This window comes from Agrobacterium sp. 719_389 (assembly GCF_900188475.1).
Classification (GTDB): Bacteria; Pseudomonadota; Alphaproteobacteria; order Rhizobiales; family Rhizobiaceae; genus Agrobacterium; species Agrobacterium radiobacter.
Map to the genome: position 1 here is coordinate 379,519 of NZ_FYEM01000002.1, position 23,265 is coordinate 402,783.

The following is a 23,265-nucleotide window of genomic DNA, read 5'->3' on the forward strand; positions in this document are numbered from 1 at the left end:
TTTTCACCTCTTCGAAAACGCCCGCACCAGCTCCGCATCCTGCTGGAGATTGTCGAGCCATTTCGGGTCGAGTTTCGGCACCGAGGAAAACAGCAGTTTCGAATAGGGGTGGGTCGGCGACTTGATCGCTTCCGTCTCCAGATGCTCCACCTTCTGCCCGCCATACATCACGACGATTTCGTCACATATGGTCTCCACCACCGAAAGATCATGGCTGATGAATATATAGGAGAGGTTCAGTTCCCGCTGCAGTTCTCCGAGAAGATCGATGATTGCGGCCGCGACCACGGTATCGAGCGCCGAGGTGATTTCATCACAGATGATGAGCGATGGTTCGGCCGCAAGCGCTCGGGCGAAATTGACACGCTGCTTCTGCCCGCCGGAAAGGCCGGAAGGGTGGCGGTGGCGCACCGAGCGCGGCAGCTTCACCATATCGAGAAGCTGGTCGATCCGCGCATCGCGCGCCTTGCCCTTCATACCGTGATAAAAGGTAAGCGGCCGGCCGAGGATGTCCTCGATAGGTTTGGACGGGTTGAGTGCCGTGTCGGCATATTGGAACACGATCTGCATGCGGCGAAGCTGATCGCTTGTCCGTCGGCGCGCATCGGCATCCAGTTCCTTGCCTTCGAAGATCACATGGCCGCCTGCCGCCGGCAGAATGCCGGCAATGGCGCGCGCCAGTGTCGATTTTCCGCAGCCGGACTCACCGATAATGCCTAGATTGCGGCCGGGATATACCGAGAGGCTGACGGAATCCACCGCACGCACCAGCGGCATCCTGTCTCCGCCCTTCGTTCCATATCCGGCGATCAGCCCCTCTATATCCAGGAGGGGCGTGGCCTGTTGCTGTTTGACGGGTGTGACAACGCGCGCCTTGTCGTGAAAAGCCGTCAGCAGTTCTTTCGTATAGGGGTGCTGTGCATTTTCGAGGATATCCGCCGTGGTGCCGGTTTCCTGCACCTCGCCGCCTTTCAGCACCACGATCCGATCGGCAATCTGGGCGACGACGGCAAGATCATGCGAGACATAAACGCCGCCGATACCGCCCTTGCGCATTGCCGATTTGAAGGCGCGCAGCACCTCGATCTGGGTCGTGACATCGAGCGCCGTGGTCGGCTCGTCGAAGATCACCAGCTTCGGATTGCCGATCAGCGCCATGGCGGCGGAGAGGCGCTGAAGCTGGCCGCCCGACACCTGATGAGGGTAGCGCTCGCCGATGGTCTCAGGGTTGGGCAGCGACAGGGCCTTGAAGAGTTCCACCGCCCGCACCCGCGCCTCCTGCTGCGGCATCAGATGGTGGATGCGGGTGACTTCGATCACCTGGTCGATGATCCTCTGTGCAGGGTTGAAGGCGGCGGCCGCACTTTGGGGCACATAGGTCACTTTCGTGCCGCGGATCGTCGCCCGCTCGGCTTCGGAAAGCTGAACCATGTCGCGACCCGCCACCTTGACGCTGCCGCTGGAAATGCGGCAACCCGGGCGGGCATAGCCCATCAGCGTCAGCGCAATGGTGGTCTTGCCGGAACCGCTTTCGCCGATCAGCGCAACGATCTCGCCATCGGCGATGTCGATGTCCACACCCTTGATGATGTCGATGCGGCGGCCGGAATCGGTGGTGGCCTCGACTTTCAATCCGCGGATTTCAACGAGATTGCTCATTATTCGCTCCTGTCGCGGATTTTCTGCGGCAGATTGTCGATCAGCAGGTTGACGCTGATCGTCAGGCTGGCAATCGCCAGGGACGGGAATATGACGGCGGGCGCCGCGAAAGGCAGGCCGCCGATGTTCTCACGCACCAGCGCACCCCAGTCCGCATTCGGCGGCTGCAGGCCAAGACCAAGGAAGGAGAGGCCTGACAGCAGCAGCACGATGAAGACGAAACGCACGCCAAGATCGGCCAGCACGGGACGGACGATGTTCGGCAGGATTTCGGAACCGATGAGGTAGAGCAGGCTTTCGCCGCGCACGCGGGCGACGGTGACGAAATCCATGGTGTTGACATTGACGGCGAGCGCCCGGGCGAAACGATAGGCGCCGGGCGTATAGATGACCGAGAGCGTGATGATCAGCACCGGTATGGACGAACCGACGGCGGCGACGACCACGAGGCCGAAAAGCTTGCTCGGAATGGAGTTCACCGCATCGAGAAACCGGCTCAGCGCCGCATCGAACCAGCCGCCGATGACGGCGGCGCACATGCCGAGCACGACGCCGGAGGTGCAGGCGATGGTGACGGCTGCGAGCGATATGCCGACCGTGAAACGCGCGCCCATGAGAATGCGGGAAAACACGTCACGGCCGAGATAATCGGAGCCGAGCCAGAGATCTGATGTCATCGGCCCGAAATAATCGAGATCGACGATTTCACCGACCGGATGCGGTATGAGATAGGGCGCCAAGATTGCGACCATGGCCCAGGAAAAGATGATGAGAAAGCCGAAAACGCCGACTGCGTTGATCTTGTAACCCAAACGCGAAGTCCCCGAATTTGTTTTGATATTGTCGGCCATCAGCGCAGCCTCGGATTGGACATGATGGCGATGATGTCAGCCGTCGTGATGAGGAGGAGATAACCGACGCAGAAGATCATCGCGCAGCTCTGGATCAGCGGCAGATCGCGGGTTGCGACGCCATCCACCATCAGCTTGGCGATGCCAGGATAATTGAAGATCGTCTCAACGATGATGACGCCGCCGACGAGATAGGAAAGCGACAGCGCCACCGCATTGACGATGGGGCCGAGCGCATTGGGAAGCGCATGGCGAAGCACGATGCGCATGCGCGGTGCGCCCTTCAAAAGCGCCATTTCGACATAGGGCGTATCCAGCGTTTCGATGACGGCGGCGCGGCTCATGCGGATCATCTGCGCCGAGACGACGAAGGTCAGCGTGATGACCGGCATGGCATAGACCCGCAGCACATCGAAAAGCGTGTGAACCTCGCTGACCAGCGAAAGCGCCGGCAGCCATTTCAGGTAGACGGCGAAAAGCAGCACGGCGAGTGTGGCGATCATGAATTCCGGCACCGAGATGACACCGATGGTCAGCACGGTGACGGCCCGGTCATAAAGCGTTCCGCGCAGCATGGCGGAGCTGATGCCAAGCGTGAGCGCCAGCGGCACGGCGATGATGGTGGTAATGCCGGCAAGCTTCATGGAGTTGACGAAGCGCGGACCGATAAGATCGGCAATCGCCATGTTGTTGGCATAGGAGGTGCCGAGCTCGCCATGCAGCAGGCCAAAAAGCCAGCGGACGAAACGCAGCAGGGCCGGGTCGTCGAGATGCATGGCGGTGCGCAGGCCCGCCACGGCTTCCGGCGTCGCCGCCTGGCCGAGAAGGATCGTCGCCGTGTCGCCGGGCAGCAGGCTGGTGGCGGAAAAGACGATAAACGACACGATCAGCAGCGTCGTCAGCATGACGACCAGCCGCCTGGCGATAAGGGACAATATCCGGCTGTTCATTCACATGCTCCTGCGACCTGCCTGATTGTGGAGGCTTCCCGCATCCTGCGGAAAACGTGCCGGGCGCATTTTCGCGCCCGGCCCCATGGTCTATCAGGCTTCAAGCCAGACGTATTCCGCGAAGGAATAACCCATCATGCCGCCGAGCGGATTGGCTTCCAGCCCCTTCAGCTTGGAGGTGATGGCGTCGACATTCGAAATATAGGCGGGGATGATGGTGCCGGCTTCGTCGGCGATCATCGTTTGCAGTTCGAAGTAGATCTGCTTGCGCTTCTCCATATCGAGCATGCCGCGTGCTTCCAGCATCAGCTTGTCGAACTTCGGCGACTTGTACTGGCTTTCGTTCCACGGGGCGTCGGAAGCATAGAGCAGCGAGAACAGGATGTCCGGCGTCGGGCGCGGGTTGATGTTGCCGAAATGGACCGGCGCCTTCAGCCAATAATTGCTCCAGTAACCGTCGGAGGGAACACGCTGCACATCCAGCTTCACGCCGATTTCGGCGGCCGAAGCCTGGATGATCATCGCCATGTCGACCGACGAGCTTGCTGCATCCGATGCGATGACCGGAATGGACTGGCCGATGAGGCCTGCCTTCTGGAAGTGGAATTTCGCCTTCTCCGGATCGAAGGCTTTCGGCTTGAGATCCGGATTGTGATAGGGGTTCATCGGCGGAACCGGCTGGTCGTTGCCGACTTCACCGAGGCCGCGCAGGGCCGCCTTGACGATCTGCTCGCGATTGACGATCGATTTCATACCGGCAATGAAATCGGCATTGTTGCCGGGCGCCTGGTCGAGGCGCATGTTGAGGTTGGTGTAGTTCCCCGATGTCGTCTTGGACAGAACGACACCTTCCTGCTTGTCGAGCAGGCGAAGCGCACGCGGGTTGATGGAGGCCGCGAGCTGGATATCACCCGAGAGAAGGGCGTTGACGCGGGCATTGTCGTCCGAAATCGCCATGAATTCGAAATTGTCGATGTGCGGGCCGCCGGACTTCCAGTAATTGGTGTTCTTGGCCATGATCGAACGGACGCCCGGCTCGAATTTTTCGAGCTTGAAGGCGCCGGTGCCGTTGCCCTTGGAGAAATCCGTGGTGCCGTCGGCAACGATCATGAAATGGTGCAGAGCCAGAATGGATGGCAGGTCGGCATTCGCGTTCGCCAGCGTGATTTCGACCGTGCTCTTGTCGAGAGCCTTGAAGCCGGTCATCTGCGCGGCGATCTTGGCGACCTTGGAGCCGACGGCCGGATCGAGATGGCGCTTCAGCGAATAGACCACGTCGTCGGCGGTCAGGGCCTTGCCGTCATGGAAGGTGACGCCGGAACGCAGCTTCACCGTCCAGGTCTTGGCGTCCTTCGTTTCGATGGCTTCGGCCAGCTCCAGCTGCGGCGTGCCGGAAACATCGAGGAAGCTCAAACGGTTGTAGAGCGCGCAGCAACGAACATAGTCCGTCGAAAGCGAGGCTTTCGCCGGGTCCAGCGTATCGGCGGTCGAGGAGGACCAGCCGGCGGCCTTGAGCGTGCCGCCGGAGACCGGCGTTGCGGCCACGGCATTTGAGGCGCGACCGAGAATGGCCGAACCGGCGGAAAGGGCGACACCACCCGCCAGCAGCATGTGAAGCAGCTCACGCCGCGTTGCGCCGCGTCGGATCGCCTGTTCAACGGCGGCATCGTCGGAGCGGGTCCAGTTTGTAATCCTGTCACTCATGATCTTCCCCTTTTGTATGATTTGTTGAAATGCATCTGAAGAAATTTCAGGCATGCCGCATCCCAGTTCGCGGCACGCTACTGGCGGTGCGGCTTAACCGCCCGCTTGCCGCGCGGCGTCGGCAAGGCCGGCCATGGAGGTAAAGTGATAGTCCGGCTCGGTGAAGTTTTCCGGTTCGATGGTGCCGCCATATCCCTTCTGGGCGTGACGCCGCTCGATCCAGCAATTGGTCATGCCCAGTTTCCGGGAAATGCCGATATCGTGATACTGGCTTTGCGCGACATGCAGAATGTCATCCTTCGATGCGCCTTCGCTCTCCACAAAAGCGAAAACCTTTTCGAAGAAGGCAGGATCGGGTTTTTCCGTGCCGGTATCATCCGCCGTGAAGGCAGCATGAAAGGGATTGCCGAGCTCCTTCGAGAAATATTCGAAGGCCCAGCGCTGGGCATTGGTCATGGCGATGAGGCGATGCGTCTTGGCGAGCTCGGCCATGGCGGCGCGGCTGTCTTCAAAGCCTTTCCAGCTTTTTGCCGCGTCGCGCAGGCGCTCGCCGAAAGCGCGTTCCGCCGGCAGTCCAAGTTGCGGAGCGATGATCAGGTAGACGCGGACGAGATCGTCCGGAAACAGGTCGGTCGCATCGGAGTAACGGGCTGCGCGATAAAGGGCGAGCGCCTTTTCACCATCGACCTCCACGCCGTTTTCCGCGCCGATTGCGGTCAGGGTCGATTTCAGGCCACCTTCGAAATCGATGAGAGTTCCCACCACGTCGAAGCTCATATATTTGAAGTCGCTCAGTTTTTTGGGCAATGTCGGTCTCCGCTTTGCCGCCTTGGCCTCTTGGGGAGGTTGCGGCAGATTATTCTGTTCCCGGACGGGATCCTTGCCCCGTTCCCATTTGTAATTACGCCCTTTTTTATGGCGTTTAGTGCCATTTGCATTAATAGTTTGGCACTTTCGGCACGCCGGATACGCCGAAATGGATCGGCTCTTCGGCAGAATATTGCGAATATGCGGTGCGTTGCGACATTTCGAGAGGGTGCCGCAACGCTGCCTTTCTATCACCTCAGGCCATGGCGGCCCTGACGGCCGGGTCTTCGAGTGTCTGGTCGAGCGTCTTCAGCGTCCGCTCGACAATGGCGTCAATCTCACTATCGGTGCAGCAGAGCGGCGGCGCATAACCAAGAATGCCGTTTGCAAAGGCGCGCACGATCAGGCCGTTTTCCCAGGCGCGGTCAAAAACCTTGCGTGCAGGAGCCGCTGCAGCCGGCAGCGGCGTCTTTTTGTCCTTGTCGGTCACAAGTTCGATGGCGGCAAGCATGCCGCGGCCGCGCACATCGCCAACAAGCGGATGGTTTTTCAGGCCTTCCAGGCCGGCCATCAGCCTTTGACCGGCACGGCGGCCGTTTTCCAGCAGTCCACCCTCGTAAAGTTTCAGCACTTCGAGACCGACGGCGGCGCTGACAGGGTGGGCGGAGTAGGTGTATCCATGCCCCACGGCGGCATCGCCGGCAAAGTCCGCTATTGTATCATAGACGTGATCCGCCATGAAGACAGCGCCCATCGGCACATAACCTGACGTCAGACCCTTTGCGGCCGTGATGAAATCAGGCACGATGTCCTCGTCCGTGCAGGCAAAGAGCGGTCCAGTGCGGCCGAAGCCGGTGATGACCTCATCGGCGACGAAGAGAATGCCGTAGGAACGGCAGAGGTCGCGCATGGCCTTGATCCAGCCCGGCGGCGGCACCAGAACGCCGCCCGAGCCCTGAATGGGTTCCGCATAAAAGGCGGCGACCCGGTCCGGGCCGATGGCCTCGATCTTGTCTTTGAGAATTTGCAGGGAGGAGGCGATGATCGCGGCCGGATCACTGCCGGCCGGATTGCGGTAGGCATAGTGCGACGGAATTTTGTGCTGCCAGTCATAAGGCACGCCGAAACCCGCATGGAAAGCGGGCAGCGCCGTCAGGCCCGATCCGGCCGTTGTGGAGCCGTGATAACCCTGTTCGATGGAAATGAACTGATCGCGCTGCGGCTGACCTTTCGCGTGCCAGTAATAGCGGATGAAGCGGATGGTGCTGTCCACCGCATCGGAACCGCCAAGCGTGAAATAAACATGGTTGAGATCGCCCGGCGCACGGTCGGCGAGTTCGGAGGCAAGCCGGATAGCCGGTTCGCTGCCGATGTCGAAATAGGCGGTGGCATAAGGCAGCTCACGCATCTGTTTGGCTGCCGCTTCGACGATGCTGTCATGCCCGTAACCGGCATTGACGCACCAGAGGCCGGCAAAACCGTCGATGAGCTGGTGACCGGTCATGTCGGTGACCGTGGCGCCGCTTGCCGATTTCAGCACCCGCACGCCAAGCTTCTCATGGCCGCGGAAGGAGGAGACGGGGTGCACCAGATGGGCGCGGTCCAGTTCGATCAGTGAATTGCTTAACATGGGTCTCTCCAGATTCAGCCCAGTGCCTGGCTGGTCAATGCGAATGTTTTCAGTTTTTTGTCGGCGGGGATTTCTTTTGTCGACCGGCGCATGGCGATGCCGCCGCCGACATGGGCAAGGCCGTGCTCGGCAAGCCAGGGGCCTAGACCGGTATCGGCGGTGGTATCCACGCGCAGGAATGCGCCGGGCCGCTCGGAAACTGCAAAGGCGATCAAATTCTTAGCGATTTCAGCATTTTCCGCCACGACCGGGCCGATGACCTCGCCGCGCCCGAAGGTGCGAAGTGCGGCAAAACCCCTGATGACGCCCTGTTCCTCAACGATTGCAAAACGTGCCCTGTCGGCAAGCGCTGCAAAGAGCGCCGTGCGATCGGAGCCGAAAGCCTGCGCATCGAGTGCCGCAAGCGCGGATGGATCAATGGTCTCGACCCAGTTGACACCGGCTGGCTTGTCGGTCGTCACCGGAATTCCCTGATGTTGAAGCACCTCGCCGCAGGCGACGAAGCCCAGTTTTTCATAGAGCGGCAGGCCGTCCGCCGTGGCGATCAGACGGCATTCGCGGTCTTCTGCTGCGTCCATTGCCGCCTGCATCAGTTGACGCCCGAGGCCACGGCCGCGCATGCTCTCATCCACGATCACCATATTGACGGTGGCGCAGCTTTCTCCGAGAAGCGTCGCCATGGCGGTGCCGACGACGCGGCCGTTCTCAACGGCGACAAAACCCTTGCTCAGGGAAAGGACCAGCGCCCAGTCCTCCTTCCGGTGCGGCCAGCCGGCCTGGCGGGAAAGTTCAACGGCCGCGTCGAGGTGGTCCGGTTGAAACATTTGGATATCGATCAGGCTCGCCTGCATGCCGGAACTCCGTTTTTTCTTACTCTTCATTGATAGACTGACGCCGGAAGAAGATTGTCCCGACAAATGGGAAGGTTCGATATGTTTCGCTGTTGCTTTTATCCGCCGCCGCATCTTATGCCGCATCTTGTCCGCACCCGTCCGCAAAACCGGGACCGGCGGCGGCTTTCGGTTGGGCTCAACGCAACTCTCTGCCAAACTGGCGGCTGCATACGCAACAATCTGCTTCCGCTGATGGCAATTGCGGTGCGCCGACCGGGCAAAGGCTTTCTATGATCAATTCATTCCGGCACGGCCGATCCCCAAGCAAGGATGACGACGACATGACCATCTTCCGCCCGAAATACATCTCCTTTGATTGCTACGGCACGCTGATCAATTTCCAGATGGCAGAGGCCGCCCGTGATCTCTATGGCGATCGCCTGGATGAAGCGCAGATGCAGCAGTTCATCAAGAATTTTGCGGCCTACCGTCTGGATGAGATCATGGGCGCCTGGCAGCCCTACGCCCAGGTGGTCTATAATTCACTGTCGCGTACCTGCAAGCGCAACGGCGTTGCCTTCAAGGACGAGGATGCGACATTCGTTTACGAGCGCGTTCCGACCTGGGGGCCGCATGCTGATGTTCCGGCAGGCCTTGCGAAGGTTGCGAAGGAAATTCCGCTCGTCATCCTGTCCAACGCCATGAATTCGCAGATCATGTCGAATGTCGAAAAGCTCGGCGCGCCGTTCCATGCGGTTTACACTGCCGAGCAGGCGCAGGCCTACAAGCCGCGCTTCAAGGCTTTCGAATATATGTTCGACATGCTCGGCTGCGGCCCGGAAGACATGCTGCACGTCTCCTCCTCGTTCCGTTATGACCTGATGTCGGCCCATGATCTCGGCATCAAGAACAAGGTCTGGGTCAATCGCGGCCATGAGCCCGCCAATTCCTATTATGGCTATGTCGAGATATCAGATATTTCCGGCCTGGCAGGCGTGGTTGGATTGTAAGGAAAGGTCGGGACCATGAAGTTCGTCTCCTATTGGCACGATACCGCGCCGCAATTTTCAGGTGCCGCGCAAGGTCCCGTCGAAGGTCATTATGATGTCGCCGTCATCGGCGGCGGCTTCACCGGTCTCGGTGCCGCGCGTCAGCTTGCCAAGGCGGGCGCGCGGGTGGTCGTTCTCGAAGGGGAGCGGGTCGGCTGGGGTGCTTCCGGCCGCAATGGCGGGCACCTCAACAATGGCCTTGCCCATTCCTATCTCTCCGCCAAGGCGGAACTGGGCAAGGAACGCGCTATCGCCCTCTACAAGGCGCTGGATGATTCAGTCGACACGTTGGAAGCATTGATCGCGGAGGAGGGGATTGATTGCAACTTCCGCCGTTCCGGCAAGTTGAAACTCGCTTCCAAGCCGCAGCATTTCGAAGGTCTGGCAAGAAATTTCGAGGCGCTGCATGCCGAGGTTGATCCCGATACCGCGCTTCTGTCGGCTGCCGATCTCAAGGCGGAAATCGGCTCGCCCTTTTATGGCGCCATGCTCTCGAAGAAGAGCGCGATGATGCATATGGGCCGCTATGTGGCCGGCCTTGCCGAAGCCGCCAGCCGCCATGGCGCGGTGATCTTCGAAAAAGCGGCGGTGACGAAACACATCCAGAACGGCAAGATCCATGAGCTGGAAACTGCCCGTGGCAAGGTCACGGCCAACAATGTGCTTGTCGCGACCGGCGCTTACACGCCCTCCGGTTTCGGTTATTTTCGCCGCCGCATCATCGCGGTGGGCAGTTTCATCATCGCCACGCGACCGCTGACGGATGCCGAAATCAAGGCTTCGGTTCCCGGCAACCGCACCTATGTCAATTCCATGAACATAGGCAATTATTTCCGGCTCTCGCCTGACAACCGGTTGATCTTTGGTGGCCGCGCGCGCTTTTCCGCAACTTCGGATCAGCGTTCCGACTCCAAAAGCGGTGCGATCCTGACGGAAAGCCTGCATCGCATCTTCCCGCAGCTTGCCCATGTGCCGATCGATTATTGCTGGGGTGGACTGGTTGACATGACCAAGGACCGTTATCCGCGCGCCGGTTTTCATGACGGTGTGTGGTACGCGATGGGCTATTCCGGCCACGGTGCTCAGCTCTCGACACATCTCGGCATGATCATGGCAGACGCCATTCTGGGGCGGCCGGACAACAATCCGCTGAAGGGGCTGGACTGGCCGGCGGTGCCGGGGCACTTCGGCAAGCCCTGGTTCCTGCCGCTGGTGGGATTCTATTACAAGATGCTGGATAAGATCCAGTAGAAGATGGCGGCCTTCCGTTATTCGGATTTCCGATGAATCCCCGCCCAAATTTGACGTCATCCTCGGGCTTGTCCCGGGGATGCAGGTCCGTCTCCTAAAATCAAACCGTCGCACATGCTGGGGAAGGGTCCGAGCATGACGGGAGGTTTGCGGGTTTTCCATTAACGTCACAGCGGCCCTTTCGGCCGCTTTTTGTTGCACCGACAAAAAAAGAAGGGCCGCAGAGCGGCCCTTTAGGCGGGGATGAGAAAAAGGCTCAAGTGAGCCCACCGATATGGAAGGTCTTAATCTCCAGATATTCCTCGATACCGACCTGCGCGCCCTCACGGCCGAGGCCGGATTGCTTGACGCCGCCGAAGGGAGCGACTTCGGTGGAGATGAGGCCGGTATTGAGGCCGACCATGCCGAACTCCAGCGCTTCGCCCACACGCCAGGCGCGCTTGAGGCTCTCGGTATAGAAATAGGCGGCAAGGCCGAAGGGCGTGCCATTGGCGATGGCGAGTGCTTCTTCTTCCGTCTCGAAGCGGAAGAGCGGCGCGACGGGCCCGAAGGTCTCTTCGCTTGCCAGAAGCATGCCGGTCGTGGCGTCCGTCAGCACCACCGGCGCCGTATATTGCGGACCCTCCGGCAGATTGCGCGGCTTGGTGATGATCGTCGCGCCCTTGGAAACGGCGTCGTCGATATGGGCGCGGATCTTGGCGATGGCCGGCTCGTTGATCATCGGGCCGATGGAGACCCCCGCTTCCGTGCCGGGGCCGACCCGCATGGCATCGACGCGATCCGCCAGTTTTTTCGCGAAGGCCTCGTAAACACCAGACTGGACGAGAATGCGGTTGGCGCAGACGCAGGTCTGGCCGCCGTTTCGAAATTTCGAAATGAGAGCGCCTTCAATAGCGAGATCGAGATCGGCATCGTCAAAAACGATGAAGGGCGCATTGCCGCCCAGTTCCAGCGACAGTCGCTTTATGCTGTCGGCGGCGCCACGCATCAAAAGCGAGCCGACACGGGTGGAGCCGGTGAAGGAAATTTTCCGAACCGTTTCGTTGGCCATGATTTCGTTGCCGATTTCCGTCGGCATGCCGGTGACGATGTTAATGACGCCCGCGGGAATGCCAGCCCGTTCGGCAAGAACGCCGAGCGCCAGAGCCGAATAGGGCGTAAATTCCGATGGCTTGATGACCACGGTGCAACCGGCCGCGAGTGCGGGCGCGACCTTGCGGGTGATCATGGCGTTCGGGAAGTTCCATGGCGTGATGATGCCGCAGACGCCAACAGGCTCCTTCAGCACCACGATGCGCCGGTCCGGCGTCGGTGAAGGAATGGTGCCGCCGCCAATGCGCCGCGCCTCTTCCGCAAACCATTTGACGAAGGATGCGCCATAGCGGATTTCGCCCTTCGCTTCCTCAAGCGGCTTGCCCTGTTCCGTGGTCAGGATCAGGCCGAGATCGTCTATATGCTCGATCATCAGCGCAAACCATCTTTCGAGAAGCGCCGCACGCTCCGCATGGGTCTTCTTCTTCCACGGGCCGAATGCGGTGTTGGCGGCCTCGATGGCCGCGCGCGTTTCCGCGCTCCCCATATCGGGAACGGTGCCGATCACGGCCTGTGTCGCGGGGTCGATGACATCGACCGCCTTGCCCGACGCCGCCGCTTTCCATGCGCCGCGGATCAAGCCCGTCTGGCGAAAGAGTTCCTTGTCCTTCAAGCCCTGCATCATAATTCTCCGAAATCAGTCGAGTGCCGCGAGAACCGCGGCGGTGATGGCGTCTGTCTTGTCCTTGCCCGGCACCGTGCCGATGCCCCGGCCGGTCGCCGTTTCCAACGCCGCCATGATGCGCACTGCTGCATCCTTTTCGCCGAGATGCTCGAGCATCATCGCCCCGGACCAGATGGCGGCAATGGGATTGGCGATGCCGAGATGGGCGATATCGGGGGCCGATCCATGCACCGGCTCGAACATGGAGGGCGCGCTGCGGTCGGGGTTGATATTGGCGGAAGCGGCAAACCCGAGGCCGCCCTGAATGGCCGCGCCGAGATCGGTCAGAATGTCGCCGAAAAGGTTGGAGGCGACCACGACATCAAGGCTTTCCGGGGCCATCACCATGCGTGCCGCCATGGCGTCGATGTGATAGCTGGAAACCTCGACATCGGGATATTCGGCAGCGAGCTTGTGTGTCACCTCGTCCCAGAAGACCATCGAATATTTCTGGGCATTGGACTTGGTAATGGAAGCGAGCTTGCCGCGACGCTTCTGCGCCTGCTCGAAGCCGAAGCGCAGGATACGCTCCACGCCCTTGCGGGTGAAGATCGAGGTTTCGACGGCGACTTCATCGTCGGTGCCCTGGTGCACGCGGCCGCCCGCGCCGGAATATTCGCCTTCCGTGTTTTCGCGGATGCAGAGAATGTCGAATCCATCCGCCTTCAAAGGTCCCTGCACGCCGGGCAGAAGCCGGTGAGGGCGGATATTGGCATATTGCACGAAGGCCTTGCGGATCGGCAGCAGCAGGCCATGCAGCGAAACCGAGTCCGGCACTTGCGCCGGCCAGCCGACTGCGCCGAGCAGAATGGCGTCGAAGCCGCGCAGGGTTTCGATACCGTCTTTCGGCATCATCGCGCCGGTTTCCTTGTAGAAGGCGCAGGACCAGGGGAATTCCGTGCCCTCAAGCGCAAAACCGGAACCCTTGGCGACGGCGTTGAGCACCTGCCATGCGGCATCAGTCACGCTTTTGCCGATGCCGTCTCCGGGAATGAGTGCGATGCGATGCGTTTTCAAGACGTTTCCCCTGTTACAGTCCGATGAGGACACTTTTGCTCTTGCGGTTGGCCAGATAAGCCTCGCGGCCGAGATCCTTGCCGATGCCGGAGCGCTTGTAACCGCCTGTCGGTAAGATGTGGTCGCGGGAGCGGCCGTAACGGTTGACCCAGATCGTTCCCGCCTGAATGGCGCGTGACAGGCGCATCACACGCGAGATATCACGGCTGAAAAGACCCGCCGCCAGACCGTAAGTCGGATGATCGGAAAGCGCCAGAGCCTCTTCTTCCGTCCGGAATGTCTGCAGCGTCAGCACCGGCCCGAAGATTTCTTCGGTGACGGCGGGAGATGTCTGGTCGACATTGGCGATCAGCGTCGGCTGGTAGAAATAGCCGGGGCCGTCCATGATCGCGCCGCCCGTCAGGCATTCGCCGCCATGGGCGACCGCGGCCTGCACGATACCGTCGATGCGTTTGCGCTGCACCTCGGAGATAATAGGTGAATATTGCGTCGTCTCGTCCCATGTCGGGCCGGGCTTCACCGCCTTCATGCGGGCGATGATCGCGGCGGAAAGGGCATCTGCCGCACTTTCTTCAACGATAATGCGGGAACCGGCCACGCAGGCCTGCCCGGCATTGGAGAGAATATTGCCGGCAATGGCCGCCGCCGCTTTTTCGATATCGGCATCGGCAAAGACCAGTTGCGGGCTCTTGCCGCCGAGCTCCAGCGTCATGGGCTTGATGCCGGTGCGGGCGATATTGGCCATGATGGCGGCGCCCGCGGCCGTGGAGCCGGTGAAGCTGACCTTGGAGATATCAGGGTGCCCGGTGATGGCATTGCCCGTCACGGGCCCGTCACCCAGTACGATATTGATGAGACCGGCGGGGAGCCCGGCCTTGATCGCCAGCTGTGCCATGAAAATGCTGGAGAACGGCGTCATTTCAGACGGTTTCAGCACCACGGCATTGCCGGCGGCAAGCGCCGGGCCGAGCTTCCAGCCCGCCATGGAGACGGGGAAATTCCATGGCGTGATGGCGCCAACGACGCCATAGGGTTCGGTCATGATCATGCCGAGGCTTGCATCGTCGGTCGGCACCAGATCGCCGCCTTCCTTGTCGGCAAATTCGGCGAAGAAGCGGATCTGTTCGGCGGTGACGGCGATATCACCGGCAATCAGCTGGCCCACGGGCCGTGTCGAGGAGAGCGCTTCGATTTTCGCCAGCGTCTCCGCTTCCTGTTCGATCAGGTCGGCCCAGCGCTGCAAGACCTTTGTACGCTCACGCGGGCGCACGCCGCCCCAGTTGCTGCTCTTCAACGCAGCCTTGGCAGTCTGCACCGCTTCATCGACCAGCGCTGCATCCGCCTTGGGACAACCGGCATATCCAACGCCATCGGATGGGCGGTGCATGTCGATGCCGTTTGCCGCCGTAACCAGCCGGTCGCCGATGAAGTGGCCGATCGGCAGGGACAAGCTGTCTGGATCGAAGCTGAGCGTCATGTGGAATCCTCTCTGGATATGCCCCAACGCTAATCCCTGACGGCAAGCAGCATCGACCGACTGCGGCGTGGGCGGTGAATGAAAATCCCGTTTTGCCACCGGCAGACAGCGCAATCTTCGGCGGCGAAGGCAGGCCGCCGGTCAAACGCCGTAGCGTGCACTTATCCGGTCGAAAATCCCGGCCATCCGCTCGCAAAGAGGCCGGGGATCGTCGCCTTCGTTTTCGACCGCTTCAAACACCCGGTGTTTCAGGAAAAAACGCCATCCCACGGGCGATTTTTGCAGGAATTGGGTCAGAAGGTCATAACGTTCCCGGGTCCAGACCGCCTCGAAGGCAAGCCGCTCCGGTCCATAGCTGATGATATCGTCCGTCTTTCGGCGCGGTGCGGCGCGCAGGGTGGCCGTCGTTTCTTCATCGATCTCATCACCGATGAGCGCGACCCCGTAATGTCTTGCAGCATTTTCTGCCGAGACCGCACCACGCCGCACATCGCGAAGCACGGCCTGCTGCGGGCGGGTGAAGGGGTCACCGTAACCGCCGGCTCCCGGTCCTATGACGCGAATGACATCGCCCGGACCGCAATGGACGATATCGGTGTTGCCGAGCGAGATTTCGCCCTGTGTATCGGGGTTGCGAAGAAAGCGGGAAATCAGACCCGGGCCCGCGCCATTGACGCCCCAGCTTGCCATCAGCGAGCGATTGCGGTTGCGTGCCGTGACCACCGTTTCCGGTGAGGATATTTCAAACTCCATGATGGCCGAAAGTCCGCCGCGAAAACGGCCCGCCCCGCCGGTATCGCGTTGTAGCCCATAACGGCGGAAAAGGATCGGTACTTCCGCTTCGCTGATTTCAATCGGCGTGTTGCGCAGAAAACCGGTGGCGCCGCCGGCGCCGTCGCTGCCGTCGCAGAAGGGCGTGCCGCCGCCACCGCCGCCAACCGGGCCGATGGAAGCCATGACCGGGCGGCCGTTCCGGTCGCTGGTCTTGATGTTCATGATGGCGTTTCCGCCGGGTGAGGCGGCGGGAATAAGCTCCGGCAGGGCTTTTGCGAAAGCGCCGATGGTGACGATCTGGGTCATGGCGCAGGTGAGCGAGCGCATGCCGACAGCGGCCGGGCGTTGACAATTGACGATCGTGCCTTCCGGCAGCACGGCCCGTACCGGGCGCAGGGTGCCGGCGTTCAGAAGCAGGCTGTTGTCGAGCGTATAAAGTACATAGGTCAGGCCGACCATGACGAGTGAATGCCGCTCGCGACCGCCGGTCGGCATGTTCAGCGACGAGCCGAGCTGCGGATCGCTGCCGGTATAATCGAGGATCGCCTCGCCGCCGCGGATTTTCAGCGTCAGCGCCACGCGGCATGGCCGGCCGCCAACGGAATCCTCATCGGCATAGTCGGCAAAGAAGTAATCGCCATCGGGAACCCTGGTGAGGATTTGCCGGGTCTGCTCTTCCGCATAGTCGAAAATCTGGCGCACACCGTCCAGAAAATCGTCAAAGCCGAAACGGGCGACGATCTCCTGCATCTTGCGTTCGCCGATGTTGACGGAGGCGATCTGGGCGTGGAGGTCGCCGATATTCTGTTCCGGCATGCGAACATTGGCCTTCATCATGTTGATGATGAAGGGGTCGAGCCTGCCTTTGCGAACGAGCTTGACCGGCGGGATGCGCAGGCCTTCCTGCTCAATTTCGGAAAGCGAGCGGGACAGGGAGGCGGGAACTGCGCCGCCGACATCGGTATTATGAATGTGCCCGACCACGAAACAGGCAATTTTGCCCTCATGGAAGACCGGTTTCCAGATGTGGATATCCGGCGAGTGGGTAGCGACGAAACCGCTATAGGGGTCGTTGGTGATGCAGATATCGCCGTCTTCATACTCCTCGAACATGGAAATCAGCGGCGCGTAGTCGATGCCGCTATACCAGGGCGCACCGAATTGCCGCGGATTGGCGAAGGCCAGCCCCTCGCGCGTCACCACCTGGCAGGAAAAATCCTCGGTTTCCTTGACGAAGGCGGAATGGGCGGTGCGCATCAGCGTAAAGGCCATGGCGTCGGCGGCGGCAGAGCAGAAATTGGCAAGGACCTTGAGATTGCGGCGATCGATGGCCATGGATCAAAACTCCCTCTTGGTAATGACGAGATTGCCGAAATGGTCCACATGGACGGAGAAGTCGGGCGGCACGACGGTGGTGGTGTCGTCCTGAAGGATGATGGCGGGACCATCGAAATCGTGTCCGGCCGCCAGATCGGCACGATGATAGATAGCCATGTCGTGTTCCATGCCGCCAAACCAGCCTTTCGTGTGGAAGCGCGGTTTAGCGGGACCGGTGGCCATGCCTGTCTCCCGAAGAGGGGGCTTCGGTGTTCGACCGGAAACGACGAGCCTGAGGTTGACCATCTGCACGGCCGCCCGTTCATCGAAATGACCATAAAGGCGGGCATGTTCCTCGTGGAAAGCCTTGTTGATGGCGTCGGCGTCGCCTTTGCCCAGCCATTCCGGCTGCAGCGTGGTTTCGATTTCGTAGGACTGGCCGCGATAGCGCATGTCGGCGGAAAGCCGCATGTCGCAATCCCCGCTAAACCCCTGTTCCTTCAGCCAGTTGCGCCCGGTCTCCTGCATTTCGGCGAGAAGGGGGGCGAGATCAGAGGCCGCCCTGTCATCCACATCGCAATAGGTGGTGCGGATGAAATCATTCTTGAGATCGGCAATCAGGCCGCCGAGCGCGGAAACGACACCGGGGGTGGGCGGCACCACCACACCTTTCATATCCAGTTCGCGGGCAAGGAAACAGGCGAGCATCGCGCCCGCGCCGCCGAAAGCGAAGAGGTGAAATTCGCGCGGATCGATGGCGAAGCGGGAGGTCAGGGCGTTCACCTCCGCATACATGCCCGAGACGGCGATATCGACGATGTTGCCGGCGAGCGCCTCGACGGAAAGGCCGAGTTTTTCGGCGAGCGGCAAGAGGGCGGCGCGCGCTGCGGCGTGATCGACGGTCACTGCGCCATAACCGAGCGGCATGTGGCCGATGAGATTGGCGGCCGCCATGGCATCCGTGATCGTCGGGCGGTCGCCGCCCCGTCCGTAACAGGCTGGCCCCGGCGTCGAACCGGCACTTTCCGGTCCGACCTGCAACAGGCCGAGACTATCCACCCACGCGACCGAGCCGCCGCCCTGGCCAACGGAACTGACGGAAACGGAGGGAACATGAATCTGGAAATCGCCGATCAGCTCACCGACCCCATATTGGGCCTCGCCATCAAGGATAACGGCCACATCGGCGCTGGTGCCGCCAATGTCCAGGCTCATCACCCGGTCAAAGCCGCTGGCCTTGGCCAGATAACCCGCGCCGATAACGCCGGAGGCAGTGCCCGACAGGATCATCTGCACACATTCGCGCCGCGCCTGATCGATGCCCATGACGCCGCCATTGGTCTTGGTGATGAGCAGCGGACAGGCAATGCCTTGCCTGCGCAGCACCGTTTCAAAACGGTCGAGATAATGTGCGACGCGCGGCTGGACATAACCGCTGATGACGGCGGTGACGGTGCGCTCATATTCACGGATGATCGGCCAAGTCTCGGCAGAGGAGACCACCGGCAATTGCGGTGCGATGCGTTCGATCATCGCCTTCACGGCTCGTTCGTTTTCGGGGTTGCGGTAGGAGTGCAGGAAGGCGAGCACGATGCCGTCGCAACCGGCTGCAAGGGCGCCGGCGACCGCCTTCGCCACATTCTCTTCGTTCGGCCCGAGCTTTATCTCGCCGGTCGCCAACATGCGTTCGGCTATGCCGAAAACCCGTTCACGCGGGATGAGCGGTTCCGGCCGCACGGAATAGAGATTGTGGATCTGCGGGATTTTCAGGCGTGCAACATCAAGCACGTCCTCGAAATTTTCGGTGGTGAACAGCGCGACGTTCTGGCCGTTGCGCTGGATTACCGTGTTGACGCCGACGGTGGTTCCATGGGTGAAATAGGAAACATCCCTTGCTTCGATACCGTCGCGCTTTTTCAGCGTATCGAGCGCGAGAAGGATTTCTTCTCCCGGCGCATCGGGGCGGGAAAACACCTTCAGGGTGGAAAGCGAGCCGGTCCCATCGTCAAACACGGCAAAATCCGTAAATGACCCGCCCACATCAACGCCAATGCGATATCCCATCTCTTCCGTCTCCTTTTCCAGTGCTGATGATGCTGTCATCGGGACCGGAAAAGGGCCAAGCATTTATGGGGTAAGGGTCATAGCTCCAGGTTATGATGATGGCCGACATGACGTGCAAGTCAGGCTGATCAGCCTTCGCCGGGTTTCGGCACCGTCATGTAATATTCGGGATGCGGCGCGGCGCGATAGCCGGCCTTTTCGTAGACACGATGGGCGTCGCGGGTCGCCAGCATCCAGCTCGACACCGTTGAGAGCTCCGGGTGCCTGCGTATTTCTGTGGCGATCCAGGAAGCAAGGCCGCGACCGCGATGATCCTCCACCGTGAAGACGTCGCGCAGATAGCCGAAAACGGCATAGTCAGTCACCAGGCGGGCGAAGGCGGCCATGGAACCGTCGGGGGCATAGACGCCGACCGGCAGCGAATGCGAAAGCGCCCGCTTCAGCCGGTCGGCGGTCATTCCCTGCGCCCAGTAGGAATCGCGGGCGAGAAAACCATGGACCAGATCGAAATCCACACGCGCCGGATCGGTGCTCAGCACGTAGCCGTCGCGGGTGATTTCGAAAATGGCCGGTTCCCAGTTCATCCGTTCACCGTAACATAGATCTTGCGAACGGTTTCAATGGTTTTCCAGACGCCGACGAAGCCCGGCTTCATGACGAAACTGTCGCCCGCCGTATAACGCAGCGGTGCGCCGCCTTCTGGCGTGATTTCGATGACGCCTTCGAGAATATGGCAGAATTCGAAGGTTTCGCCCTTGATCGAGCGGCTTTCGCCCGGCGTTGCTTCCCAGATGCCGGTGTGGACGGTGCCGTTGCGGGCTTCGTCCAGCGGCCAGGTCTTGAAGGAGGGATCGCCGGAAATGAGGCGTTCCGGCAGGGCCTTGGAAGCTTTCGGTTCGAAGGCGGGATGGGTGTCGATGGTCTTGAGAAGCGGCATGGGTGTCCTTTCGTGGAACGGGATGATCAATATCCGCGGTTGCGGTCGACGAGGCCGAGCGGCTCAAGGCCGGACTGGTATCGTTTGATGTTCTCGACAACGGTGCGTGCTGCCGAATGCGGCTGGGTGACGCTGGCGATATGCGGCGTCAGGAGAATTTTCGGATGGGTCCAGAAACGATGGTCTTCCGGCAGCGGTTCGGGTTCGGTAACGTCGATGACCGCGCCCGAAAGCCCGCCGCGATCCAGCGCGTCGATGAGGGCGTCATGGTCGAGCTGCCTGCCGCGCCCGGCGTGAACGAGGCCGGCGCCTTCTGGAAGCATTGCCAGACGTTCGTCGTTCAGAAGCCCCACGGTCTCTTCTGTCAGCGGCAGCAGGCAGACGAGAATATCGCTTGTCGAGAGGATGGCGGCCAATCCAGCTTCGCCGTGATGGCAGGTGACGCCGTCGATCTCGCGCGGGGAACGGCTCCAGCCGGAAAGCGGAAAACCGAAGGCTTTCAGCCGTTCCAGCGCCGCAACGCCCAGCATGCCGAGACCGAGAACGCCCACGCGGCACTCTTCGGCCTGACGCTGTGGCAATGCCTTCCAGAGTTGCTGGCGCTGCTGTTTTAAATAGATCGGCAGGTTGCGGTGAAGCGCCAGCACGCCAAGGCTCACATATTCCTGCATCATGCGGATAATGCCTTCATCCACCATGCGCACGACCTTCACATGTGCCGGGACGGCGTCGATGTGGAACTGATCGACGCCCGCACCGATGGAAAACAGGATTTCGAGATTGCGGTAGCGGCCGATATCATCAGGCACGGTCCAGGTAATGAGGTATCGAACCGCATCCGCATCAACGCTGGCGGCATCCATCGAGAAGGGCAGCTCCGGCAGGTCGCGGGCCAGGGCCTGCCGGAAAATCTCGCCGCGCTTCGCGTCGGAATTGAAGAAAAACGTCATCTGATATCCGTGGTTCCGAAGGTTTAAACCGTGCAGCGGTTCGCCAGTGTTTCCAGCATTGACTGGCAGGCCGAAAGTTCGCCGGCCGTTATGAATTCGTCCGGCTTGTGGGCGCGGCCGATATCGCCCGGACCGCAGATGATGGCGTCGATACCGGCCGCCTGAAAAAGCCCGGCCTCCGTGCCGTAGCTGACGGCGGCGATGCAGGGCGCGCCGGTCAATTCTTCCAGAAGCTTCACGAGCGGTGCATCGGCGGCGAGGGACAGCGCCGGATAATCGCTCATCGGTGCCCATTCTATGTCGATGCCCTCAGCGGCGAGCGCTTCGACGCCGTCACGCACCGGTTGGAGCAGGGCGAGCGGCGACACACCGGCAATCGCCCTTGCTTCCAGTTCGATGGCGCAGAGATCGGGAATGATATTGATCGCCTGTCCGCCTTTCACCGTGCCGATCTGCAGGGAGGAATAGGGCGGCTCGAATGTCGCTTCGAAGGGACCCTGGGTGAGAGCCTGTGCGGTCTCGACCGCCTTTGCCATGATGCCGGTCATCAGATGGACGGCGTTCACGCCCTGATCCGGCCGCGAGGAATGGCCGGAGCGGCCGCGAATGGTGATGCGTGCAGCGGCCTTGCCCTTATGGGCGCGCACGGCGCGCAGATTGCTCGGTTCGCCGATGATCGCGCCCGCCGGTGTTGCACATAGTTCCGGCAATCTGGCGATGAGATGGGGAACGCCCCGGCAGCCCGCCTCCTCGTCATAGGAAAAGGCAATATGAACGGGCCGTTTCAGCGCCATGCTTGAAAATGCCGGTGCTGCGGCGAGAACCGTGGCCAGAAAACCTTTCATGTCGGTGGTTCCGCGTCCATAAAGACGCTCGCCCTCGGCTCTCAGGGCAAAGGGATCGGAGGACCATTCCGGCTCGCCGGCAGGCACCACATCCATATGGCCGGACAGGATGTATCCGCTGGCATCGGTTGGGCCGAAGCTGGCGAAGAGATTGGCGCGGTCACCCTCCGGGCCGGCAAGCAGCGATACTTTCGCGCCGTGACTATCGAGATAATCGGCGATCCACCCGGCGATATCGCCATTGGCGGTTCCGACGACCGATGGGAAGCCGACAAGACGCTCCAGAATTTCGATTGCGTTCATGGCTGTCTCCGCCGCTTCAACGTCGAAAATCTTAGAGCGGCCGGCGGCGTTTATCTGCTGAAATAGGGGTGTTTTCGGTAGATTGTTGTGTCTTTCCAGCGCTTTCGGAAAAATCCTGCCGGCAAGGCTGGTTATCTTCGGATGTCGTGGGCTGGGTTGCCGGAATCAAGGTTCCGCGCCGGAGGGAATGAGAGCCGTTTGTCATGGAGCTGCTCAAGGTCGATAGTTTCGAGTTGCGAACCGTGGATATCGCCGATGTGGAGGCCGATCATCTGCATGCCCTCTCCATGGCTGTCGGATGGCGATATCACGCGAATGAATGGTGTTTCCTGCGTCAATGCGGCATCGGCCTTGCCGCGCTTGACGAGATCGACCGCGTAGTCGCAACCGCCATGCTGTTTCCTTATGATGAAGGTTTCGCGACGGTCGGTATGGTCATCGTTTCCCCGCGTTTGCAGGGACAGGGCGTTGCACCGTGGCTGATGGGGCGCCTCATGGCAGATTACCCTGACGCTGCATTGCGACTGAACGCCACGGAAGCGTCACGGCGGCTTTTCGCCCGGCTGGGTTTTGCCGGAGATGCGGAAAAAGTACATCTCCTTCGTGGCAAGGCGCGCTGCCTTGCCGAGATGCCGGCGCTCGGAAGAAAACAGAGGATCGAGCCGCTTTCGGGGGACCATTTGTCCGCTGTTGCGGATCTGGATCAGGCGGCTTTCGGTGTCTCGCGCCAGCGCGTCCTGCAGCGTCTCCTGCGGGAAAATAAGGGTTATGGCCTGTTCGAGGCGGATCGTCTCGTGGCCTTTGCATTGCGACGCGCAGCGGGGCGGGGCCATATTGTCGGCCCGGTCGTTGCGAGCGACGAGACGGTGGCCATCATGCTGGTCAGGCGGCATTTTTCCGATCTGGACGATCAGCTCGTCCGTCTTGATGCCGTTCGTGACAGTGGTCTTCTGACCGATTTCCTGACGCAATCCGGCCTGGTGGTGATCGAAACGCTTACCGCCATGTCGAAAAACGCGCCGCAACCGGCCGGCTCTGGTCCCGCAATGATTTTCGCCCTGGCTGGCCCGTCTTTGTGCTGAGGTGCGGCA

General features: G+C 60.9%; 19 protein-coding genes. 3 read left to right on the forward strand and 16 right to left on the reverse strand.

What is annotated here, in order from left to right; all coding sequences use genetic code 11:
- Positions 1-3: 3 nt before the first annotated feature.
- The 7 genes from CFB10_RS05505 to CFB10_RS05535 form a co-directional block, all read right to left on the reverse strand.
- Positions 4-1,659, reverse strand: coding sequence for an ABC transporter ATP-binding protein (locus CFB10_RS05505; protein WP_020011986.1), 1,656 nt, complete (start codon positions 1,657-1,659; stop codon positions 4-6).
- Positions 1,659-2,510 (reverse strand): ABC transporter permease, encoded by an 852-nt coding sequence (locus CFB10_RS05510; RefSeq protein ID WP_020011985.1) that lies wholly within the window; start codon positions 2,508-2,510, stop codon positions 1,659-1,661. The genes CFB10_RS05505 and CFB10_RS05510 overlap by 1 nt, the downstream gene beginning before the upstream one ends.
- Positions 2,510-3,460 (reverse strand): ABC transporter permease, encoded by a 951-nt coding sequence (locus CFB10_RS05515; protein ID WP_020812187.1) that lies wholly within the window; start codon positions 3,458-3,460, stop codon positions 2,510-2,512. The genes CFB10_RS05510 and CFB10_RS05515 overlap by 1 nt, the downstream gene beginning before the upstream one ends.
- Positions 3,461-3,553: 93 nt before the next feature.
- Positions 3,554-5,164 carry an ABC transporter substrate-binding protein gene (locus CFB10_RS05520; protein ID WP_020011983.1) on the reverse strand — a complete coding sequence of 537 codons (1,611 nt, stop codon included), beginning with the start codon at positions 5,162-5,164 and terminating at the stop codon, positions 3,554-3,556.
- 93 nt (positions 5,165-5,257) lie between these two features.
- Positions 5,258-5,971, reverse strand: a complete 714-nt coding sequence (locus CFB10_RS05525; protein ID WP_026363986.1) for an HAD-IA family hydrolase — start codon at positions 5,969-5,971, stop codon at positions 5,258-5,260.
- 256 nt (positions 5,972-6,227) lie between these two features.
- On the reverse strand, positions 6,228-7,601 hold the full coding sequence (locus tag CFB10_RS05530; RefSeq protein WP_020011981.1) for an aspartate aminotransferase family protein: 1,374 nt from the start codon (positions 7,599-7,601) through the stop codon (positions 6,228-6,230).
- Positions 7,602-7,615: 14 nt separating this feature from the next.
- Positions 7,616-8,452: a GNAT family N-acetyltransferase gene (locus CFB10_RS05535; RefSeq protein ID WP_020011980.1), complete on the reverse strand. Its 837-nt coding sequence runs from the start codon at positions 8,450-8,452 to the stop codon at positions 7,616-7,618.
- Positions 8,453-8,775: 323 nt separating this feature from the next.
- Between CFB10_RS05535 and CFB10_RS05545 the strand changes: the two genes are divergently transcribed.
- Positions 8,776-9,444, forward strand: coding sequence for a haloacid dehalogenase type II (locus tag CFB10_RS05545; protein WP_026363984.1), 669 nt, complete (start codon positions 8,776-8,778; stop codon positions 9,442-9,444).
- Between the two features lie 15 nt (positions 9,445-9,459).
- Entirely contained in the window at positions 9,460-10,734 is a 1,275-nt protein-coding gene (locus CFB10_RS05550; protein ID WP_020011977.1) for an FAD-binding oxidoreductase, read from the forward strand.
- 256 nt (positions 10,735-10,990) lie between these two features.
- Here CFB10_RS05550 and CFB10_RS05555 read toward each other — a convergent pair whose 3' ends face one another.
- The 9 genes from CFB10_RS05555 to argE form a co-directional block, all read right to left on the reverse strand.
- On the reverse strand, positions 10,991-12,448 hold the full coding sequence (locus CFB10_RS05555; RefSeq protein WP_026363983.1) for an NAD-dependent succinate-semialdehyde dehydrogenase: 1,458 nt from the start codon (positions 12,446-12,448) through the stop codon (positions 10,991-10,993).
- Between the two features lie 15 nt (positions 12,449-12,463).
- Positions 12,464-13,507, reverse strand: a complete 1,044-nt coding sequence (locus CFB10_RS05560; RefSeq protein WP_020011975.1) for a tartrate dehydrogenase — start codon at positions 13,505-13,507, stop codon at positions 12,464-12,466.
- 13 nt (positions 13,508-13,520) lie between these two features.
- The gene (locus CFB10_RS05565; protein WP_020011974.1) at positions 13,521-14,984 is read right to left on the reverse strand and encodes an aldehyde dehydrogenase; all 1,464 of its coding nucleotides are present in this window, start codon (positions 14,982-14,984) and stop codon (positions 13,521-13,523) included.
- Positions 14,985-15,125: 141 nt separating this feature from the next.
- Positions 15,126-17,093 carry a hydantoinase B/oxoprolinase family protein gene (locus CFB10_RS05570; RefSeq protein WP_020011973.1) on the reverse strand — a complete coding sequence of 656 codons (1,968 nt, stop codon included), beginning with the start codon at positions 17,091-17,093 and terminating at the stop codon, positions 15,126-15,128.
- Positions 17,094-17,096: 3 nt separating this feature from the next.
- Positions 17,097-19,139, reverse strand: coding sequence for a hydantoinase/oxoprolinase family protein (locus CFB10_RS05575; RefSeq protein WP_026363982.1), 2,043 nt, complete (start codon positions 19,137-19,139; stop codon positions 17,097-17,099).
- 128 nt (positions 19,140-19,267) lie between these two features.
- Positions 19,268-19,723, reverse strand: a complete 456-nt coding sequence (locus CFB10_RS05580; RefSeq protein WP_020011971.1) for a GNAT family N-acetyltransferase — start codon at positions 19,721-19,723, stop codon at positions 19,268-19,270.
- Positions 19,720-20,076 (reverse strand): cupin domain-containing protein, encoded by a 357-nt coding sequence (locus CFB10_RS05585; protein ID WP_003524651.1) that lies wholly within the window; start codon positions 20,074-20,076, stop codon positions 19,720-19,722. The genes CFB10_RS05580 and CFB10_RS05585 overlap by 4 nt, the downstream gene beginning before the upstream one ends.
- A gap of 26 nt (positions 20,077-20,102) precedes the next feature.
- Entirely contained in the window at positions 20,103-21,026 is a 924-nt protein-coding gene (locus tag CFB10_RS05590) for a glyoxylate/hydroxypyruvate reductase A (RefSeq protein ID WP_020011970.1), read from the reverse strand.
- A gap of 23 nt (positions 21,027-21,049) precedes the next feature.
- Positions 21,050-22,174: an acetylornithine deacetylase gene (argE, locus tag CFB10_RS05595; RefSeq protein ID WP_020011969.1), complete on the reverse strand. Its 1,125-nt coding sequence runs from the start codon at positions 22,172-22,174 to the stop codon at positions 21,050-21,052.
- A 203-nt stretch (positions 22,175-22,377) separates the two neighbouring features.
- Between argE and CFB10_RS05600 the strand changes: the two genes are divergently transcribed.
- Positions 22,378-23,256 (forward strand): GNAT family N-acetyltransferase, encoded by an 879-nt coding sequence (locus CFB10_RS05600; protein WP_020011968.1) that lies wholly within the window; start codon positions 22,378-22,380, stop codon positions 23,254-23,256.
- Positions 23,257-23,265 lie beyond the last annotated feature (9 nt).

Coding starts and splice junctions, on each gene's coding strand:
- CFB10_RS05535 (WP_020011980.1), bottom strand. CDS start 8,452: ATGCAGGCGAGCCTGATCGATATCCAAATGTTTCAACCGGACCACCTC.
- CFB10_RS05530 (WP_020011981.1), bottom strand. CDS start 7,601: ATGTTAAGCAATTCACTGATCGAACTGGACCGCGCCCATCTGGTGCAC.
- CFB10_RS05515 (WP_020812187.1), bottom strand. CDS start 3,460: ATGAACAGCCGGATATTGTCCCTTATCGCCAGGCGGCTGGTCGTCATG.
- CFB10_RS05505 (WP_020011986.1), bottom strand. CDS start 1,659: ATGAGCAATCTCGTTGAAATCCGCGGATTGAAAGTCGAGGCCACCACC.
- CFB10_RS05590 (WP_020011970.1), bottom strand. CDS start 21,026: ATGACGTTTTTCTTCAATTCCGACGCGAAGCGCGGCGAGATTTTCCGG.
- CFB10_RS05580 (WP_020011971.1), bottom strand. CDS start 19,723: ATGAACTGGGAACCGGCCATTTTCGAAATCACCCGCGACGGCTACGTG.
- CFB10_RS05550 (WP_020011977.1), top strand. CDS start 9,460: ATGAAGTTCGTCTCCTATTGGCACGATACCGCGCCGCAATTTTCAGGT.
- CFB10_RS05570 (WP_020011973.1), bottom strand. CDS start 17,093: ATGGCCATCGATCGCCGCAATCTCAAGGTCCTTGCCAATTTCTGCTCT.
- CFB10_RS05600 (WP_020011968.1), top strand. CDS start 22,378: ATGGAGCTGCTCAAGGTCGATAGTTTCGAGTTGCGAACCGTGGATATC.
- CFB10_RS05555 (WP_026363983.1), bottom strand. CDS start 12,448: ATGCAGGGCTTGAAGGACAAGGAACTCTTTCGCCAGACGGGCTTGATC.
- CFB10_RS05575 (WP_026363982.1), bottom strand. CDS start 19,139: ATGGGATATCGCATTGGCGTTGATGTGGGCGGGTCATTTACGGATTTT.
- CFB10_RS05565 (WP_020011974.1), bottom strand. CDS start 14,984: ATGACGCTCAGCTTCGATCCAGACAGCTTGTCCCTGCCGATCGGCCAC.
- argE (WP_020011969.1), bottom strand. CDS start 22,174: ATGAACGCAATCGAAATTCTGGAGCGTCTTGTCGGCTTCCCATCGGTC.
- CFB10_RS05520 (WP_020011983.1), bottom strand. CDS start 5,164: ATGAGTGACAGGATTACAAACTGGACCCGCTCCGACGATGCCGCCGTT.
- CFB10_RS05510 (WP_020011985.1), bottom strand. CDS start 2,510: ATGGCCGACAATATCAAAACAAATTCGGGGACTTCGCGTTTGGGTTAC.
- CFB10_RS05585 (WP_003524651.1), bottom strand. CDS start 20,076: ATGCCGCTTCTCAAGACCATCGACACCCATCCCGCCTTCGAACCGAAA.
- CFB10_RS05545 (WP_026363984.1), top strand. CDS start 8,776: ATGACCATCTTCCGCCCGAAATACATCTCCTTTGATTGCTACGGCACG.